The sequence below is a fragment of the Micromonospora sp. AP08 genome (assembly GCF_008085935.1).
GTDB classification, from domain to species: domain Bacteria; phylum Actinomycetota; class Actinomycetes; order Mycobacteriales; family Micromonosporaceae; genus Micromonospora; species Micromonospora chersina.
On sequence record NZ_VSEZ01000001.1, the window covers coordinates 659,921 to 675,346 of the forward strand.

The following is a 15,426-nucleotide window of genomic DNA, read 5'->3' on the forward strand; positions in this document are numbered from 1 at the left end:
AGCTCGGGGAGGTTCGGAGAGTGCAGACGACGACCGTGGACGTGCCGACCGGCGACGGGGTGGCGGACTCCTTCCTCGTCCGGCCCGACGGCGACGGGCCCTTCCCCGCCGTCCTGGTCTTCATGGACGCGTTCGGGTTGCGCCCGCGGCTGGCCGAGATGGCGGAGACCATGGCCGCCCGCGGCCACGTGGTGCTGGTGCCGAACCTGTTCCACCGCTTCGGCCGGGCCCCGCTGGTCGACCTCTCCGGCCTCGGCGACGACAGCCGCCGCGGCGCGCTGTTCGCGACGGTGTCCCCGATGATCGGCGCGCTGACGCCCGAGGTGGTGGCCCGGGACACCGCCTCCTACCTGGACTTCCTCGCCGCGCAGCCCGGCGTCGCGCCCGGCCCGGCGGCCGTCGTCGGCTACTGCATGGGCGGCACGAACGCGCTGCGGGCCATCGAGGCGCACCCGGACCGGATCGCCGCGGCGGCCGCCTTCCACGCCGGCCGGGTGGTCACCGACGCCCCGGACAGCCCGCACCTGGGCGTCGGCGCGGTCACCGGCGAGCTGTACTTCGGCCACGCCGACCACGACCCGTCGATGACCGCCGAGCAGATCGCCACCCTGGAGAAGGCGCTCGACGCGGCCGGCGTCACCTACCGCTCGGAGGTCTACCCGGGCGCCCGCCACGGCTACACCCAGGCGGACACCCCGATGTACGACGAGCGGGCCACCGAGCGGCACTGGGCCGCCCTGTTCGACCTGCTCGACCGCACCTTCCGGCGCTGACCCGGTCGCCGGCCGCCGGCGACCGCAGATTCACCCGCGCCGCGCCGGGTAACCGCCGCCATGGCCGAGGACCGCCCCGACACCGTCCGCTCGCCCCTGGACCGGGCCACCGAGCGGACCGGGCGGGCGCTGGCCCACGCCCGCGCCGAGGGCGGTGCGGCCGGCCGGCTGCGGCTGCGCCAACTGGAGGTCACCGTGGTGATCGCCGTCCAGTCCGGGCTCGCCGCCGCGCTCGCCGCGCTGCTCGCCCAGCGCCTGCTCGGGTCCGGTGCGCACGTCTTCGCGCCCGCCGCCGCGGTCGGCACCATCGCCACCGCCATCGGCCAGCGGGCCCGGCGTACCCTCGAACTGCTGGTCGGGGTGGGGCTCGGCATCGTGGTCGGTGACGTGCTGCGCACGGTGCTCGGCTCCGGGTCCTGGCAGACCGGCCTCGTGGTCACCCTGGCCATCGCGACCGCGCTGCTGGTCGCCGGGCGCGGCGGTGCCCTCGTCGGCCAGGCCGGCGGCACCGCCGTGCTGATCGCCACCCTCGCCCCGGTCGAGCCCGGCCTGGAGCTGCCCCGGATCTTCGACGCGCTGGTCGGTGGCCTGGTCGGCCTCCTCGTGGTGGCGCTGCTGCTGCCGGTCAACCCGCTGCGGGTGTTGGACCGGGCGACCGAGCCGATCGTCACCACGCTCACCACCGAACTGGACGCCGTCGCCCGCGCGCTGACCACCCGGGACGCCGACGCGGCGGTCCGGTCCCTGGAGCGGATGCGCGGGCTCGACGCCGACGTGGGCCGCCTCAACGAGGCGCTCAGCGGGGCCGAGGAGGTGGTCACCCTCGCGCCGGTCCGCTGGCGCCGCCGCGCCCAGTTCCACCGGTACGCCGCCGCCGCGCAACACCTGGAGCGGGTGATCCTGTACGCCCGTTCGGTGGCCCGCCGTTCCGCCACCGCCCTCCAGTACGGCGAGCCGATCCCGCCGACGCTGGCCGACGCCGTGACCCGCCTCGGTGAGGCGATCCGGGTGATGCGCCGGGAGTGCCGGGACGGCGAGGACCTGACCGGCACCCGGCGGCTGGTCCGGGAGAGCGCCGAGCTGGCGGGGCGGGCCTGGGCGTACGGGGTGCGTTCCTTCGCCGACGGCGTGATCACCGACCTGCGGACGGCGGACAGCGAGGTGCTGCGTGCCACCGGGTGCGACCCGGACGACGCCAACCGCATGGTGCGCCGGGCGGCCGGCGCGGGCGAGGCGGAACGGCGCCCGCCACTGCGGGCGCAGATGCACCGGCCGGTCCGGCGCACCCCGCGGTCCCGGCGGCGCACCTGGGTGGCCCGGCGCGCCCGCGGCCGTCCCGACCCGTTCCGCCCGCCGACGCGCACGCCCCGTCCGGCCTGACCTCGCCGCTGCCGGCGGGGGCGACGGGCCCAAGCCACGGGCCGCGAACTGGCCCCTCCCACGGTCGGGCCGGCTGGCTAGCGTCGGCCCATGAGCATCGACCGCGCAGAGCTGTCCCGGCGGTTCGCCGCGCTGACCACCGCCCACGTCGCCGACGCCTGCCTGCGGGCCGCCGTCCCGGTGCGCTGCGCCCCGGCCGGCGTGCGGCCGGTGCTGGCCGGCGGGCGGCTGGCCGGCCGGGTGCTGCCGGCCCGGCACGTCGGCAGCGTCGACATCTTCCTGGAGGCGATCGACCGGGCCGCCCCCGGCGACGTGCTGGTGGTGGACAACGACGGGCGCACCGACGAGGCGTGCGTCGGTGACCTGGTGGTCCTGGAGGCGCGGGCCGCCGGCCTGGCCGGCCTCGTGGTGTGGGGCCTGCACCGGGACACCGGCGACATCCGGTCGGTCGGGCTGCCGGTGTTCAGCCTGGGCGCCATCCCCACCGGGCCGCAGCGGCTGGACCCCCGGCCGGCCGCGGCGCTGGCCTCGGTGCGGGTGGGCCGATGGACGCTCGACCGCGGCGACGTGGCCCTGGCCGACGAGGACGGGGTGCTCTTCGTGCCGGCCGGCCGGGTCGGCGAGCTGTTCGACCTGGCGGAGTCCATCCGGGACACCGAGCGGCGGCAGGCCGACCGGATCCGGACCGGTGAGTCGCTGCGGGCGCAGGTCGGGTTCGGGGCGTACCTGGCGGGCCGGGCCGAGAACCCGGCGCTGACGTTCCGGGAGCACCTGCGCGCGGTGGGCGGCGCCATCGAGGAGTGACGCCGGCCGGCGCTCAGGCGCCGCGGGCCCACAGAGCCAGGCGTACCCGGTTCGGGCTGCTGGTCTTGGTCATGAGGCTGGTGATGTGGGTCTTCACCGTGGTGACGCCGATGTGCAGCCGGTCGGCGATCTCGGTGTTGGACAGGCCCTCGGCCACCAGGTCCAGCACGTCCCGCTCGCGCGCGGTGAGGCCGTGCACCGGTCGCGGCGCCCCGGCGCGCGCGTGCACCGCCCGCTGGACCAGCCGCCGCAGCACCTCCGGGCTGAACGGGCTGTCCCCGGCGGCCGCCCGGCGTACGCCGTCGAGCAGGTCGACCGGGGGCGCGTCCTTGAGCAGGAACCCGCAGGCGCCGGCGGTCAGCGCGGGATAGAGGTGGTCGTCGTCGCCGAACGTGGTGAGCACCAGCACCCGGGTGGCGGGACGGTCGGCGAGGATCCGGCTGGTCGCGGTGATCCCGTCGACGCCGGGCATCCGCAGGTCCATGACGACCACGTCGGGCAGCAGCCGCGCGGCGAGGGTGATCGCCTCCCGGCCGTTCTCGGCCTCGCCGACCACCTCCAGGTCGGGCTGGGCGTCGCAGAGCATGCGCAGGCCGGCGCGGATGAGGTGCTGGTCGTCGACCAGCAGGACGCGGATCATGCCGGCTCCGGCGCCTGCGGGCCGGCCGGGCGCGGGCGGGGCGCCGCCGGCTCCGGCGGGCGGGCGGGGGAGTCGGTCGGCCCCGCGACGCCCCCGGCCGGCAGGACCGTGCGGACCCGCCAGCCGGCGCCGGTCGGTCCCGCCTCCAGCCGCCCGCCGAGCACCTCGACCCGCTCCCGCATCCCGGTGAGGCCGTGGCCGCCGCCGGCCGGCACCGCGGCCGGCACCGACCCCCGGCCGTCGTCCGACACCTCCCAGTGCACGGCGCCGTCGACCACCGCCACGGCCAGCCGGGCCCGGGCCGCGGTGCCGGCGTGCTTGGCCACGTTGGTCAGTGCCTCCTGGGTCAGCCGCAGGACCGCCTGGCCCCGCACCGCGTCCAGCGACCCGACCGCCGGGTCGACGTCGGCCTCCACGGTGATGCCGGCCTGGCGGGCCCGGTCCACCGCCGCGTCGAGCGCCGCCGGGACCGCCGCCGGCTCGATCGCGGTCAGCGCGGCGTCGCCGCGTACGCCGTCGGGGTCGCGCAGCACCGCGACCAGGCGGCGCAGGTCGTTCAGGGCGGCGGTGCCGGTGCCGTGCACGTCGTCGAAGACCTCGCTCACCCGCGGATCCAGGTCCGGCAGCACGTGCCGGGCCACCCCGACCCGCAGCACCATCGACGCGACGTGGTGTGCGACCACGTCGTGCAGCTCGCGGGCGATGGCGCTGCGCTCGCCGGCGCGGGCGGCGCGGCTCTCCGACTCCCGGCGGCGTTGCTCGGCCGCGGCCCGCTCCTCGGCCTGTCGGGCCAGCTCCCGGGTGGTCCGGATGACCAGGCCGAGCAGCAGCGGCAGGCCGACCTCCACGGTCAGGCCGAAGACACCGGAGAGCAGCCGCCGGACGGGGTCGCCGATCGAGTCGGTCAGGTCGACCGCGGCCAGCAGGCCGGCGGCCAGCCAGATGGTGCGGGGCCGGTCGGCCCACATGGTCAGCTCCAGCAGCGCCCAGCTCGCGCCGACCTGGTTGATCGTCGTGTCGTCGACCAGCGGGAAGGCGACCGCCAGCAGCGCGGCCTGCGCCGCCAGGTTCACCATTGGTCGGCGGTGACACGCCAGGGCGGTGCCGAACGCGACCAGGGCGAGCACCCACTGCGTGGCCGTCGGGGCGTGGTGGCCCTGGGCGCCGAAGACCAGGTAGCCGAGGCCGCTGAGGTCGAGCAGCAGCATCCGCGCGAGCGTGTCGCGTGCGTCGAACAGGCGTCCCACCCAGCCCACGACGCCAGCCTAGGGGGTGCGCTCGGGAACCGGAGGACCCGCCGGCCGGGCACTGGTCGTCCCGCCGCCGTTGCCGACGGGGGCCGGCGCCCAGCCGGTCCGCAGTCCGAGGTGGACGGCCAGGCCGAGCGGTCCGAGCAGGATGGTCAGCAGCAGCACCGGCGCCATGAGCAGCGCCGGCATGCCGCGCTCCCGGCTGTCCCGCCAGATCCAGCGGCCGACGAACAGGTCGAAGCCGATCATGTGGGCCCAGGCCGCCGTCGCGCCGTCCGCGCTGCCCAGCAGGTCGCGGACGCCCTCCAGGGTCGGCGCGGTGACCACCGGCAGCACCCGGCCGAGCGCCGGGAGGATCAGGACCGCGTAGATCAGCAGGACCGGGAGCACGATCAGCGGCGAGCCGACGATCCGGGCGGTCCACGACCAGCGGGGCAGCAGGATCATCAGCGCCCAGAACGGTGCGGCGACCGCGAACGTCAGGGTGAACAGGGTCCCGGTCATGCGACCACCACCACGTCCGCGCGGCGCTGCCCCCGGGCCAGCACGGCGCCGGTCGCGGTCGCCGTCGCCGCCAGCAGGGCGACCGCGACGGCCACGGTGAGCGCGTCCGGGCGCAGCAGCGGCTGCCCGCGCAACGCCTGCCAGGTGAGCAGCAGCGTGGCTGCGCCGTACGCCGCGCCGGCGACGAGCAGCAGCCGGGCGCGGGTCCGTTCGTCCAGCCGGTCGCCGAGGAAGCGGTTGAGCAGCATCGCGAGCAGCGGCAGCGCCTGGAGGGCGTGCAGCCCGACGAAGTGCCCGATCCGCAGGTCGCCGCCGGTGGTGCTCCAGCCGACCAGGGGCAGCCCCGGGCCGCCGTCCGCCATGCCGACGCTGTGCGCCCCGCTGATCCCCTCGGCGGCCGAGTCGGGCGTACGGGTCACCATCGGGATGGCGACCAGCATGCCGAGCAGGGACAGGCCGAGGCCGAGCCGGACGGCGTGGCCGGCGACCCGGTCGGCCGTGGGCCGCAGCAGCGCCACGATCCCGATGACCAGCTGGGCGACGAACAGCACCATGATGGCGGCGCCCATCGCCGAGAACAGCGCGCCGTTCAGCGGGGTGGTGCCGTTGTAGTGGCTCGTGGTGCCCCGCAGCACCTGGGTGACGATGATCGCCATCTCGACCACCGACATGGCGACGATCACCGTGGCCGCCCACTCGGCGATCCGGCTGCGCCGGGGCAGCAGGGTGAGCATCCAGGCGAGGGTGGTGCCGTAGAGCACGAACGAGATGGCGAACTTCAGGGGCTTGAGCCAGATCGGCACGCCGGTGAGCACCCGGGGGTCGGCCAGCACGCCGACGGCCGCGACGACGGTGAGCGCCGCCATCGCCGCGACGAAGAGCATCAGGGGGCGGTGCCAGCGCGCCGCCCGGTTCAGCACGGTAGTCATGCCTGTAGATGCTGGTGGCGTGGCCGCCCCGTCGCGCCCGACCGGAGGCCCCGATGCCGGCCGCGGGTCGGAGACGCCGCCTCCTACCCGGGGAGGAGGCGGCGCGGGCTCACGTCCGGTCGGCCGGCGGGGACTGGACGAGCTGGATCGGGTTGCCGTCGGGGTCGGCCGTCCAGGCGATGAGCGCTGGAGCCTACGGTCAGTCGGGCAGCATGGGCATCTCGAACCCCGGGTCGCGGCCCAGCAGCACCCCGCGGGTGAGCGCCCGCGACCCGAACCGGTCCCGCACCGCGTCCACGGCGGCGTCCAGCGCCGGCCCCGGGTCGCGGGTGACCGGCAGGGTGAGCTGCACGTGCCCGTCGTCCAGGTTGCCGACGGCGACCCCGATCAGCGTGATGCCCCGGGCCTCGATCTCGGGCAGCGCGGTGCGCAGCAGCGACCGGGCGGCGGCCCGCAGCGGCCCGGTCTGCGCGGTCGGCTTGTCCAGCGTGTGCGCGCGGGTGGCGCGGGTGTAGTCGGCGAACCGCAGCCGCAGGGTCACCGTGCGCCCGGTGCGCCGGGCCGTCCGCATCCGCCCGGTGACCCGGTCGACCAGCCCGGCCAGCACGGCGTCCAACTCGGCGGGGGAGTGCGGCTCGCGGCCCAGCGCGTGCTGGGCGCCCATCGAGGAGCGCCGCCGCCCGACCTGCACGGCGCGCGGGTCGCGGTTGTGGGCGAGGGCGTGCAGGTGACGGCCGGCGCCCGCGCCGAGCAGCGACACCAGGGTCGGCTCGTCGAGCCGGGCCACCTGCCCGACGGTGCGCAGGCCCCGCTCGCGCAGCTTCGCGGCGGTGACCGGGCCGACGCCCCAGAGCCGCTCCACCGGCAGCGGGTGCAGGAAGGCCAGCTCGCCCTCCGGCGCGACGACCAGCAGCCCGTCCGGCTTGGCCACCCCGCTGGCGACCTTGGCGAGGAACTTGGTCCGGGCCACCCCGACGGTGATCGGCAGGCCGACCTGGCGGCGTACCTCCCGGCGCAGCTCCGCCGCGATGTCGGCGGGCGGGCCGACGAGCCGGCGCAGCCCGCCCACGTCGAGGAACGCCTCGTCGATGCTGAGCCCCTCGACCAGCGGGGTGGTCCGCCGGAAGATCTCGAACACCGCCCGGCTGGCCGCCGTGTAGGCGGCCATCCGGGGCGGCACCACGACGGCGTCCGGGCAGAGCCGGCGGGCCTGCCGGCCGCCCATGGCGCTGCGCACCCCGCGGGCCTTCGCCTCGTAGCTCGCGGCGAGGACCACGCCGCCGCCGACGATCACCGGACGACCCCGCAGCCGGGGGTCGTCGCGCTGCTCGACGGAGGCGTAGAACGCGTCCAGGTCGGCGTGCAGGATGGTGGCCTCGCTCGACACCAGCACATGTTCGCACAGATGTTCGAACGCCGGGCCGGTCAGGGCATGCTGACCGCGAGTTTGCCCAGGGCGCCGGAGAACTCGGCAAGGGCCCGCGGCACCTCGTCCAGCTCGTAGCGGCGGTCGACCGGCACCCGGACCCGGCCGGCCAGCACGTCGTCGGCGAGCCGGTCGAGCGTCGCCCGCTCCGGCCGGCCGAAGATCGAGACGGCCGCCGGGTGCTCGTCGGGGCCGAAGCCGATGGTGGAGGCCAGCCGCCCGCCGGGGGCGAGCAGCCCCGCCAGTGGCGCGCCGTCACCGGCCAGGTGCACCACGGCCGTGACGCCGTCCGGCGCGAGGGCGCGCACCTGCCCGATCAGGTCGCCGGTGTAGTCGACCACCTCGGCGGCGCCCAGGTCGCGGACGAAGTCGGTGGCGGGGCCGGGACGGGCGGTGGCGACGACGCGGGCGCCGGCCAGCCGGGCGTACTGCACGACCAGCGCGCCGACGCCGCCGGTCGCCCCGACCACCAGCACCGTGTCGTCCGGCCGCACGGCCAGCGCGTCGAGCGCGTCGAGGGCGGTGACACCGGCCAGCCCCAGCACGCCCGCCGTGGACAGTTCGACGCCGTCGGGGACGCGGGTGATGCCGTCCCCGCCGCCGACGGTCACGTACTCGGCCCACGTGCCCTCGCCCAGGTAGGGACGCATGAGCACACCGAACACGGCGTCGCCGACCCGGAACGGGCTGGTGCCGCCGATGGCCTCGACCTCGCCGGCGAAGTCCTTGCCCAGCACGACGGGATACCGGTAGTCCATCGACCCGCGCATCATCCCGGCCGCCGCCTTCCGGTCGAAGGCGTTGACCGAGGACGCCCGCACCCGGACCAGCACCTCGTCCGGGCCGGGGCTGGGCCGGGCCAGGTCGTCCCGGGCGGCCGGCGCCGCCCCCTCCCGATCGAGAGTGATCGCCCGCATCCGTTCGTCCCTTCTCGGTCAGGCGCCGCGGGCGCGCGCCCGGCGGGACAGCGAACTCGGCGCGTTCACGCCCGCCCCGTCGCTCACGCTCAGCCCCAGCCGCTCGACCAGTTCGCCGCCGAGCCAGCCGGTGAAACCGGCCAGCACGATGCCGGCGAAGCTGCAGACCAGCGCGCCGGCGTTGGGGTCCCAGTTGTCCGCGGCCCGGCGCAGCAGCCAGCTCACCGCGAACAGCACCAGCACGACCACGTTCCCGAGGCCGTGCACCGCGCCGACCCGCTTGGCGCGGGTGCCGGCCGGGATGGCCGACCAGTCGATCAGGCCGAACACCGCCGCGACCAGGCCGCCGATCACGCCGGCGGCGATGGTGTACGCGGCGGACACCTGGAAACCCGTCCGGTCGGTGATCAGGTACAGGATGTCGAAGATCACCGAGGTGGCGAGCAGTCCGAGGGGGAACACGATCAGGATGGGGTGGATGGCGTGCCCCATCGACTTCGCGCGACTCTCCATGCCGGTCCTTTCCTTCTCGGCCCCCAGGCGCGGCCGGTTTCCCCGCCCTGCGCCGACTACACCTCCCGCCGGGCCAGGGTGATCGCCTGCCGCGGCGGGCGGCGGACCACGGCGAGCCGGTCGCCGCGCACCCGCACCGAGGTACGCCCGCCGCGCCGTCGCCGCACCGTCAGGTCCACCGTCGCGCCGCCCACCCGTACGCCCTCCAGCCGCAGGTCGGGCAGCCACGCGGGCAGGTGCGGGTCAACGAGGACCGCGCGCAGCGGCGCGGCCGGGCGCAGCCCCAGCAGGGCCTGGACCAGGGCCACCACGGCGCTGGCCGACCAGGCCTGCGGGGAGCACGAGTTCGGGTAGACGCCCGGGTGCGGGTGGGCGTCGTCCCGGGGCAGCCCGCTCAGCACCTCGGGCAGCCGGTGCTCCGCGAAGAGCGCCGCGGCGCCGACCATGCCCTCGGCCAGCCGGTGCAGGTGCGGCCAGCACCCGTACCGGGCCAGCCCCAGGCCGATGGTGCCCGCCTCCACGGGCCAGACGCTGCCCCGGTGGTAGCTGAACGGGTTGTAGGCGGGGTGCTCCGCCGACAGGGTCCGCACCCCCCAACCGCTGAACATGTCCGGGGCGAGCAGCCGGTCGGCCACCTTCTCGGCGACCCGGGTGGGCACGATGCCGGTGGCGAGGAGGTGACCGTCGTTGGAGTTGGTCGAGCGGACCGGCCGCCGGTCCGGCCCGAGGGCCATCGCGTAGCAGCGCCGGTCGGGCAGCCAGTACGCCCGGTGGAACCGCCGGCGCAGCCCCCGGGCCCGGGCCAGCAGGGCGGCGCCCCGGGCCGGGTGCCCGGTGACGGTGAACACCACGGCGGCGTGCCGCAGGGCGGCGTACCAGTAGCCCTGGAGTTCGCTGCTGGCGATGGGGTTCGGCACCACCTCGCCCCGCTCGTCGACGATCGCCGTGTCCGAGTCCTTCCAGCCCTGGTTCTTCAGCCCGCCCGGGGAGCGGCAGTGGTAGTCGAGGAAGCCGTCGCCGTCCGGGTCGCCGTACCGGTCGATCCACTCCAGCGCCCGGCCCGCCGTGGGCAGCAGTTCCCGCACCGTGTCCAGGTCGCCGGTCCACGCCAGGTACTGGCCGAGGAACACCAGGAAGTCCGGGGCGGTGGACCAGTCGCCGTAGTAGGCGCTGTAGGGGTTCAGCCCGAGCAGGGAGACCGGCCCCTGCCGGGCCTCGTGCAGCGGCTTGCCGGGTTCCTCGTCCCGCCAGTCGTCCAGCCGCCGGCCCAGGTGCCGGGCGTTGAGCCGGAGGCTGTCGGCCAGCATGGTGGGGCCGGCCAGCAGCGCCTGCCAGGAGGCGGTCATCGTGTCCCGGCCGAAGATCTCCTGGTAGATGGGGAGGCCGGCGATCGGCGCCGCCGGGCCGGCGGGCTCGCCGAGCGGCAGCACGGCCAGGTCCCGCACGGCGCACCGCCAGGCCGCGGTGAGGTCGAAGTTGCTGCTGCTCAGCCGGGCCAGCTCGGCGTCCAGCCGGGCCCTCGCCCGGGCGGCCGGGTCGTCGGGCTCGGCGAAGGTGGCCGGGGGCGCGGGCAGCCGCTCACCGTCGAAGACCGGTTCGACCAGCAGGTCCGCCCCGGCGCGGCCGCCCGGCGGCACCACCAGCTCGACGGTGAATCCGCCGTCGGCGTACGCCACCGGGGCGTCGGCGCGCAGCCGGACCGCCACCGACCGGTCCAGCCCCTCGTGCCGGTAGGTGAGGAGCAGCTCCGCGGCGGCCGGATCCCACCGGCTGTGCACCTCGCCGAGCTGGAGCCGGTGGCCCGCCTCGGCCTCGCTGGTGTCGGCGAAGTCCGCCTCGACCGCCAGCCCCAACCGGAACCGCAGCGGCTGCTCGGCGTAGCTGACCACGGTGAACCGGCTGCGCAGCCCGGGACCGACGAACCGCTCCACGGTCAGGTACGCGGCCCGCGACGGCAGCGCCTCCCCGTCGCCCAGCTCGGCGTAGGAGAGCTGGGCGTGCCCGCCCACGTTGGCGGTGGCGAACGGCACCGGCTCGCGGCCGTCCACGGTGATCCGCTCGCGGCTGAGCACCCGCGTGTTGCGGGCGAAGAAGCCCTGCGGGTCCGCCCCGGCGATCCGGCCGCGGACGTCGGTGACCAGGGTGCTCCACCCGCTCGCGACGTAGAGCAGGTCGGGCCGGACGCGCAGGTTGCGGACCCAGGTCATCGGGCCGCCGTTACCCCTTCGCGCCCTCGCTACACCCGGCTCAGGGCGCGGTGCGGGCCCGGTCCCGCACGAGCAGCTCGACGGCCACCGCGATGGCCACCGCCTCCACGGCCAGCAGGGTGAGCAGGATCAGCAGCTGGGTGGCCCCGGCGCGGACCGGCCCGGCACCGCCGAGCAGGACGCCGACGAACGCGCCGGGCAGGGTGACCAGCCCGACCGTGCGGGTCTGGTCGAGCGCCGGGACGAGGGCCTGCCCGGCGGCCGGGCGGCAGATCTCCAGCGCGGCGTCGCGGGGGAGCAGCCCCAGGGCCAGCCCGGCCTCGTACTCGCCGTGCCGGGTGCGCAGCTCGTCGAGGGTACGCCGGCCGGCCAGGCTGGTCGCGGTCATCGCCCCGCCGATCAGGATGCCGGCGGTGGGCAGCACCACGAGCGGGGTCGCGGGCAGGGCCCGGCTGGCCAGGAGCACGGCCAGGCTGGGCACCACCCCGGCCGCGATGGCCAGCGGGACGACCCGGGCCGGCGCGCCGGCCCCGATCCGCCGGCGCGCGGTGAGGGCGGCGACGACGTACATGAGCAGCACGAACGCGGCGGTGCTCCACCAGGCGCGGAGGACGGCGACGATGACCAGCGAGACGGCGCCGAGCTGGACGGTGGCCCGGGCCGCCGCGGTGAGCACGGTCCGGGCCCGGCCGAGCCCGGCCAGCCGCAGCACGGCGGCGCCGGCCAGGGTGAGCGCGGTGAGCGCGACGACGAGTGCCGGGCCGATCGGTACCGTGCCGCCGCCGCCCATCCGACGACCTTATGCCGGGTGGCCGGCCGGCGGGTGGGGCCCCGCCGGCCGACCGCCGGTGTCACCGCCCGTAGACCTCGAACTCGTAGAGCGAGAAGCCGTACGAGGTGGCCCGCTTGACCCCGTACACCCGCACGTAGCGGGCGGTGACCGGGGCGAGGGTGACGTTGTCCGTCCCGCCGTTGCCGGCGGCGGTGCTGAACACCGGTTGCCACGTGCCGCCGTCCGCGGAGACCTCGATCCGGTACGCGCTGCCGTACGCGGCCTCCCAGCGCAGCACGACCCGGCCGACCGTGCGGGCCGCGCCGAGGTCCACCCGGATCCACTGGTTGTCGTTGTAGCTGCTGGACCAGCGGCTGCCGAGGCTGCCGTCGACCGCCTTGTCCGGGGTGTAACTGGTGAGGAACTGGGTGCTCGACGCAATCGCCGGGCGCCCCTGGGCCAGGTTGGTGACGTCGTCGCCGCGGCGCGCCGGGAACGAGACGACCTGCTGGTAGGTGGGGCGGTTCTGCCAGGCGATCAGCGGGTGGGTGATGCCGCCGAGCCCGGACTGGGCGATGGCGTCGGCGCACCACTGGTCGCCCGCCCCGCAGGACTTGTCGCCGGGGTAGACGGTGGTGGCCGGCGCCGCGGCCGCCTGGGCGAGGGTGTCGAGCAGGCTCTGCCGGCAGGCCCCGAGGCTGCCGCCGCCGCAGTACGTCCGCCCCAGCCCGCCGGCCACCGGGTCGCCGAGCACCGTGCGGATGTCCTTGTCGACGTAGCCCCACCAGCCGTACTGGAATGAGGAGCCCTTGTGCGGCTGGCCCTGGAGGGACCAGACGGCGGTGCCGTCGCGGCCGCCGTTCTGGCCGCCCGACGGCGCCTCGTTCACCTCGATGGCGTCCACCAGCGCGGCGTAGAGGTCGGGGCCGAGGCCGGGCCGGAACTCCGCGGCGGCCAGCAGCGGCCACCAGGCGTCGAAGATCCGGATGGCGTCGGCGTGCTGGTAGACCTTGGAGCCGGGGGCGGTCTCCACGCGGCGGGCGCCGGCCTGCTGCCAGGCCCGCAGCTTGGTCACGGCGTCGGCCAGCGCCGGGTCGGTGACCGGGGCGGTGCCGAGCACCCGCAGCAGGTCGCCGAGGACCTGCTGGCCGCGCAGGTCGGTGACCGCGGCGTCGGCCATGATCCGCACGACGTCGGCCCGGCCGAGCTTGCGCTGGGCGATCGCGGCGCGCACCGGGCCGTCGAGGAGTTGGCCGCGGTGCACCGAGCCGAAGCTGAAGTTGCCGTCGGCCGCCCCGAAGTCCCGGGCCTGCTTGTTGTTCCAGCTGACGTAGTAGTCCTGGTTCACCGACTGCGGGTGGGCGGCGGCCGGGGTGTAGGTGGCGGTGTTGGTGTCCGGGTCCCAGCCGATCCACTCGTTGGCCGCCTCGGCGCGGGTGGGCAGGTTGGGGTCGGCGGTGGACGGCCGGACCGGGTTCGACCCGGAGTTGAAGTACGCCGCCTCGGTCGAGTTGACGTAGAACCAGTTGAAGGCGTAGCCGACGCTGGCGGCGGACTGCTGGAAGGCCGCCGCGGAGCCCATGGCCGCCGGGTCGTTGTACGCCTGGAAGCCGATCGCGGAGTCGGCCTCGTGCCGGTAGGTCGAGCGCAGCTTGGTGAAGGCGGTCGGCTGCCCGTTCACCAGCCCCCGGTACGCGACGAGGCCGTAGCGCGTGCGCAGCGCCCGCAGCGTGTAGGAGCCGGCCGGGGTGGAGTCGGCCAGGGTCGGCGACCAGGAGTTGGTGTGCTGGAGGACCTCCATGGCCACGCACTGCCCGTGCCACAGGTACCTGTTGGACCCGAGAGTGGGCGCGCTGCCGTCGGTGGTGCACAGCGGCACGGCGTAGGTGTCGGTGAGGTCCTGGGAGGCGGAGGTGGCGCTCCACGCGTAGTCCTGGCCGCGGCCGAGGAGCACGTAGAGGTTCAGCCCGGCGAAGGCGGCGCCCCGGGCGCTGACCCCCGGCCCCTGCAACTCCTGGAGCATGAGCAGTTGCGGGGCGAAGTAGCCGGTCTGCGGGCCGAACACGGCGACCGGGTTGCCGGTGGTGGTGTGCCGCCCGGAGACCACCACGGCGTTGGACATGCCGTGCGACCGCAGCCCGGCCAGGCCGCTGAGCAGCGGCTGCGTGCTGGCGCTGCCGTCGGTGGTCCGGGCCGTGGTGGTCCGGGCCGTGGTGGCCCCGCCGGTCTGGTCGTAGGCGAGCGGCTCGGCGACGACGCTGCCGGCGTCGGGCAGCACCGTCCCGGTCGCGCCGGCCGGGGTGGCGCCGTACGGGAAGCTCTGCCCGTCGTGCAGGGTGAGCACCGTCTCCGGGTCGTTCTGGGACCGGAACGCCTGCCAGACCCGGTCGCCCTCGGTGGCGCCGTACCTGGCCCGCGCCGCCACCCGGACCAGGGCGGACTGGATCTCGGAGCCGCCGCCACCGCCGAACAGCCCGCCGATGACGCCGGCCGTGGCGATCAGGTCGGTCATGGTGAAGTGCTGGGGCTTGCCGGCGCCGGCCAGGACGTACTCGCCGGGGTAGTTGTCGGCGCTGATGGACTGGTCGATGTAGGCGTTGACGCCGGCGATGTAGTCGGTGACGTCGGTGTAGAGCTGCTGCCCGCGGGCGCCCTTCTGGCGCAGCGCGTCGACCTGCGCCTGGAGGTCCGCCTCGGTGTACGGCGAGTTGGCCCAGATGCTCTGTTCCAGCTCCCGGTTGCCCGGTGCGCCGCCGGCGAAGGAGGTGAGCGTGCCGCGACCCGCGTGCCGCAGCAGGTCCATCACCCAGAGCCGGTCCTGGGCCCCGGCGTAGCCGGCGCCGAACATGGTGCCCGAGCGGGTGGTGCCGGTGACGTGCGGCACGCCGGTCGCCCTGTCCCGCACGATGGTGACGTCCGCCCGTGGCCGCACGGTGCTCTCCACCTGCGCGTCGGGCACGCCGAACGAGGCGTCGTTGTAGAACTGCGCGATCTGTTCGTCGGTGAGCCCGGCGTAGCCGTAGACCAGGTTGGCGTACTCGTCGAGCTGGTCGCTGGAGTGCCCGGGCCGGGTGCCGAGCGCCTGGTGGGCGAGGATCGCGGCGAGCGTGGCGTTGCCGTTCTCCCCGGGCGGCAGGATGTCGGCGCACTGGCCGAGGCAGTAGTCGTTGCCGGTGAAGGTGGTGGCGGCGGCGGCCGGTGACGGTGGGACGACCGTCAGGGCGCCGGCGGTGAGGGTGGCGGCGGTCAGCGCCGCGAGCCGGGCACGGGTGGTGGGACGGGGCATGGCGATTCCTCCGGGGTGCGGAGTC

The 15,426-nt window shown here is 76.0% G+C and carries 13 protein-coding genes; 3 read left to right on the plus strand and 10 right to left on the minus strand.

Translation table 11 applies throughout. From position 1 onward, the window contains the following. Positions 1-20 precede the first annotated feature (20 nt). The 3 genes from FXF50_RS02970 (at position 21) to FXF50_RS02980 (ending at position 2,957) form a co-directional block, all read left to right on the plus strand. On the plus strand, positions 21-773 hold the full coding sequence (locus tag FXF50_RS02970; protein WP_148425613.1) for a dienelactone hydrolase family protein: 753 nt from the start codon (positions 21-23) through the stop codon (positions 771-773). A 60-nt stretch (positions 774-833) separates the two neighbouring features. Then, positions 834-2,153, plus strand: coding sequence for an FUSC family protein (locus FXF50_RS30105; RefSeq protein WP_148425614.1), 1,320 nt, complete (start codon positions 834-836; stop codon positions 2,151-2,153). A 90-nt stretch (positions 2,154-2,243) separates the two neighbouring features. Further along, complete coding sequence (locus FXF50_RS02980) at positions 2,244-2,957, plus strand: RraA family protein (RefSeq protein WP_148425615.1); 714 nt, start codon at positions 2,244-2,246, stop codon at positions 2,955-2,957. 13 nt (positions 2,958-2,970) lie between these two features. Here FXF50_RS02980 and FXF50_RS02985 read toward each other — a convergent pair whose 3' ends face one another. From FXF50_RS02985 to FXF50_RS03030, 10 genes are all read right to left on the minus strand, one after another. After that, the gene (locus FXF50_RS02985; protein ID WP_148425616.1) at positions 2,971-3,597 is read right to left on the minus strand and encodes a response regulator transcription factor; all 627 of its coding nucleotides are present in this window, start codon (positions 3,595-3,597) and stop codon (positions 2,971-2,973) included. Beyond that, entirely contained in the window at positions 3,594-4,853 is a 1,260-nt protein-coding gene (locus tag FXF50_RS02990) for a sensor histidine kinase (protein WP_148425617.1), read from the minus strand. The genes FXF50_RS02985 and FXF50_RS02990 overlap by 4 nt, the downstream gene beginning before the upstream one ends. Positions 4,854-4,862: 9 nt before the next feature. Next, positions 4,863-5,351, minus strand: a complete 489-nt coding sequence (locus tag FXF50_RS02995; protein WP_148425618.1) for an ABA4-like family protein — start codon at positions 5,349-5,351, stop codon at positions 4,863-4,865. Further along, positions 5,348-6,280 (minus strand): hypothetical protein, encoded by a 933-nt coding sequence (locus tag FXF50_RS03000; protein WP_148425619.1) that lies wholly within the window; start codon positions 6,278-6,280, stop codon positions 5,348-5,350. Before FXF50_RS03000 ends, FXF50_RS02995 begins: the two co-directional genes overlap by 4 nt. A gap of 199 nt (positions 6,281-6,479) precedes the next feature. Continuing rightward, positions 6,480-7,667, minus strand: a complete 1,188-nt coding sequence (gene dinB, locus FXF50_RS03005; protein ID WP_148425620.1) for a DNA polymerase IV — start codon at positions 7,665-7,667, stop codon at positions 6,480-6,482. A gap of 38 nt (positions 7,668-7,705) precedes the next feature. Next, positions 7,706-8,623, minus strand: coding sequence for an NADP-dependent oxidoreductase (locus FXF50_RS03010; protein WP_148425621.1), 918 nt, complete (start codon positions 8,621-8,623; stop codon positions 7,706-7,708). A gap of 18 nt (positions 8,624-8,641) precedes the next feature. After that, positions 8,642-9,136 (minus strand): DUF2231 domain-containing protein, encoded by a 495-nt coding sequence (locus FXF50_RS03015; protein WP_148425622.1) that lies wholly within the window; start codon positions 9,134-9,136, stop codon positions 8,642-8,644. Between the two features lie 56 nt (positions 9,137-9,192). Next, positions 9,193-11,343 carry a glycogen debranching N-terminal domain-containing protein gene (locus FXF50_RS03020; protein ID WP_148425623.1) on the minus strand — a complete coding sequence of 717 codons (2,151 nt, stop codon included), beginning with the start codon at positions 11,341-11,343 and terminating at the stop codon, positions 9,193-9,195. Positions 11,344-11,383: 40 nt separating this feature from the next. Next, positions 11,384-12,133 carry an ABC transporter permease gene (locus FXF50_RS03025; RefSeq protein ID WP_148425624.1) on the minus strand — a complete coding sequence of 250 codons (750 nt, stop codon included), beginning with the start codon at positions 12,131-12,133 and terminating at the stop codon, positions 11,384-11,386. Positions 12,134-12,194: 61 nt separating this feature from the next. Next, positions 12,195-15,401: a penicillin acylase family protein gene (locus FXF50_RS03030; protein ID WP_148425625.1), complete on the minus strand. Its 3,207-nt coding sequence runs from the start codon at positions 15,399-15,401 to the stop codon at positions 12,195-12,197. Positions 15,402-15,426: the final 25 nt, after the last annotated feature.